Source organism: Streptomyces cyslabdanicus (assembly GCF_052663305.1).
In genome coordinates this window covers 1-2,594 of record NZ_JBQRUW010000090.1, presented here as the reverse complement: position 1 = coordinate 2,594, position 2,594 = coordinate 1, and the positions used below count along the sequence as shown (strand labels likewise).

At 68.7% G+C, this 2,594-nt stretch carries 3 protein-coding genes and 1 pseudogene; 2 read left to right on the top strand and 2 right to left on the bottom strand.

All coding sequences use genetic code 11. From position 1 onward, the window contains the following. Nucleotides 1–412 precede the first annotated feature (412 nt). Nucleotides 413–526: pseudogene (locus tag ACTYVM_RS36990) on the bottom strand (class I SAM-dependent methyltransferase); the annotation flags it as partial. Continuing rightward, nucleotides 525–1,136: a DNA-3-methyladenine glycosylase gene (locus ACTYVM_RS36985; RefSeq protein WP_445530121.1), complete on the bottom strand. Its 612-nt coding sequence runs from the start codon at nucleotides 1,134–1,136 to the stop codon at nucleotides 525–527. The pseudogene ACTYVM_RS36990 and the gene ACTYVM_RS36985, both read right to left, overlap by 2 nt. Nucleotides 1,137–1,260: 124 nt before the next feature. Between ACTYVM_RS36985 and ACTYVM_RS36980 the strand changes: the two genes are divergently transcribed. Next, entirely contained in the window at nucleotides 1,261–1,800 is a 540-nt protein-coding gene (locus ACTYVM_RS36980; protein ID WP_445530120.1) for a YbhB/YbcL family Raf kinase inhibitor-like protein, read from the top strand. A gap of 164 nt (nucleotides 1,801–1,964) precedes the next feature. Further along, nucleotides 1,965–2,471: an HNH endonuclease gene (locus ACTYVM_RS36975; RefSeq protein WP_400026537.1), complete on the top strand. Its 507-nt coding sequence runs from the start codon at nucleotides 1,965–1,967 to the stop codon at nucleotides 2,469–2,471. The last annotated feature ends 123 nt before the right edge of the window (nucleotides 2,472–2,594 follow it).

Genomic DNA, 2,594 nt, shown 5'->3' with positions numbered 1-2,594 from the left:
CGTACTCACCCTCTCGGGCTTTCCTCCGGGCGCTTCCCTTCGGTGTTTCCGACTCTATCAGATCTTTCCGATCCGATTTCCTCGGTGCTTTCCAGGTTTCCGCTCTCGCGTTTCCCTTTCCGGCGGTTCCGACTCTATCAGATCTTTTTCTCGACCTGACCCCCAGTCAGCGGGGCTTGTCCTGGGCTTTTGGACTTCCGTCCGTCGGCCTTTCGACATTCACTACGTTAGCCGATTCCCTCGGCGACTCATAATCGAGTCCTGCGAGTTCGAATTCGGGTACGCGGGCGCACCGAAAACGACCCCGCTGAAGGGGTGCATGGTAGGTAGTGGGTTGGCCGCTCCGGCTGCAGGCGATCGCCGTACCCGGTTCAGCGGCTTGGGCTACGTTACGCACCTTCCGCGGGCGAGTCAACTTCCGATCGGCGGGATCGACACCGACGACCTCGATCCCGCGGTCAGCCAGGAGAAGCGCGAACACCCCTGTACCGCAGCCGATGTCCATCACTCGGCGTGCCTGCGGCTCAGGCTCCGGTGGGCGGCTTGGCCCTCGGGCTCAGGCGGTACGCCGAGACGGTCGGGTCATCGGCGAGGTAGAAGCGGTGCTGCCAGTCGTGGGCTTTGCTCACGCCCACCCGAGGACCGACCCGGACGAGCGCGGCGGGTACCGGCTCACCCTCGGACAGCGTGACCGAGGCGCCTGCCAGTAGGTCTGTGCCGTTGTGCTCCGCCCTGATGCCGAGTGCCTGGCAGAAGTTCCCCGGACCGCGTGCGAGGCGTGGGCTCTCGACCTTCGTCCCTCGCCGTGTGCGTGCCAGGTCTTCCCCTTCGACGACCCTGCCTGCCCGGATGAGGACGGCCGAGGCGATGCCGTCCCTCCCGGTGACGATGTTGGCGCACCAGTGGAGACCGTGGGACCGGTAGACGTACAGGTGTCCCGCGGGTCCGAACATGACGGCGTTGCGAGGCGTCCTGCCCCGGTAGGCGTGGGAGGCGGGGTCGGCCGTGCCGGAGTACGCCTCGGTCTCCGTGATGGTGATGCTCACGGTTCCCTCGGGGGTCTGGTGGGTGAGGACGGCGCCGAGCAGCTCGGGGGCGACTTCTTCAGCGGGGTGGGCGAGATCCATACCGTTCATGCTGACCGACGCGACATGTCGTGGGCGAGATTCGTCGGGCGCCGCGATCACGGCTCACGAGCGTGGTCCTGCCGGATGGGATCATGGATCGGGAACATCCAGGAACCGATCAGGAGGTACCGAGGTGACCGAGCTCAAGCGGCGGCCGCTCCCCCATGACTTCCATCCGCCCGTGCCGTCCTTCACGGTCACGAGCGACGACGTCCGGGAGGGCGCGACGCTCGGGGACGCCCAGGTCCACGCGGGCGGGAACACCTCCCCGCAGCTGCGCTGGGCGGGTTTCCCGCCGGAGACCAAGAGTTTCGCCGTGACCTGCTACGACCCGGACGCCCCGACGGGCAGCGGGTTCTGGCACTGGGTGCTGTTCGACATCCCGGCCTCGGTGACGGAGCTGCCGGCGGGTGCGGGCGGCGGCGCGTTCGAGGGGCTTCCCCAGGGCGCCGTGCACGCGCGCAACGACTACGGCACGAAGGGCTTCGGTGGTGCCGCGCCGCCGCCCGGGGACGGACCGCACCGGTATGTGTTCACGGTGTACGCGGTGGACCAGGAAAAGCTCGGTCCGGACTCGGACGCCTCGCCCGCGGTGGTGGGCTTCAATCTGCGCTTCCACACGCTGGCGCGCGCCCAGCTGATCGGCGAGTACGAGAATCCCGCCGAGGGCTGAGCCGCGCGGCACGCAGGCCGCCGTTCACTGAACGTTTGCCCGCTTCTGGTCTTGGACGTGGCCGGGAGCGGGCATTTTTATTGCGTTGTCCATCCCGGCGCGCCCGGCCAGAGTTGATCCAGCCCGCCAGGGGGTGGGTCGGCGCTCTTGGGAGGTGGGCTGGGATGCGGGACACGCTGGTGCTGAACGCGAGCTTCGAGCCACTGTCGACGGTGACGCTGAAGCGAGCGGTCGTGTTGGTGCTCCAGTCGAAGGCCGTGGTCGAACAGGCCCATCCGGAGCTGCGGCTGCGTGGCGCGGAGGTCGACATCCCCGCGCCCCGGGTGATCCGGTTGTGCCGGTATGTGAGGGTGCCGTTCCGAAGACAGGCTCCGTGGTCGAGACGGGGCGTGCTGATACGGGACCGGCACCGGTGCGCGTACTGCGGGCGGCGGGCGACGACCGTGGACCACGTGGTGCCGCGGTCGCGGGGCGGGCAGGACACCTGGCTGAACACGGTGGCCTCGTGCGCGGAGGACAACCACCGCAAGGCGGACCGGACTCCGGAGCAGGCGGGGATGCCGCTGCTGCGGGAGCCGTTCGAGCCGACTCCCGCGGACGCGATGCTTCTGGCGCTGGGGCAGGAGGAGTTGGAGGCGCTTCCCGACTGGCTGGCCCGGTCGGCGGCCTAGTGCCGCGGCGGGCAACGTTTGCCCGTCAAGGAGCGGCGTCCGGTGCGTGCTCTCGGTGTGCCGGCCGGAAGTCCTCGTACTGGATGTACTCGGGCTTTCGGCCGGTGCGGCGAGAGTGCGTGC

Excerpts from the sequence above, each read along its gene's own strand:
- ACTYVM_RS36985 (WP_445530121.1), bottom strand. The coding sequence starts at position 1,136 with ATGAACGGTATGGATCTCGCCCACCCCGCTGAAGAAGTCGCCCCCGAG.
- ACTYVM_RS36975 (WP_400026537.1), top strand. The coding sequence starts at position 1,965 with ATGCGGGACACGCTGGTGCTGAACGCGAGCTTCGAGCCACTGTCGACG.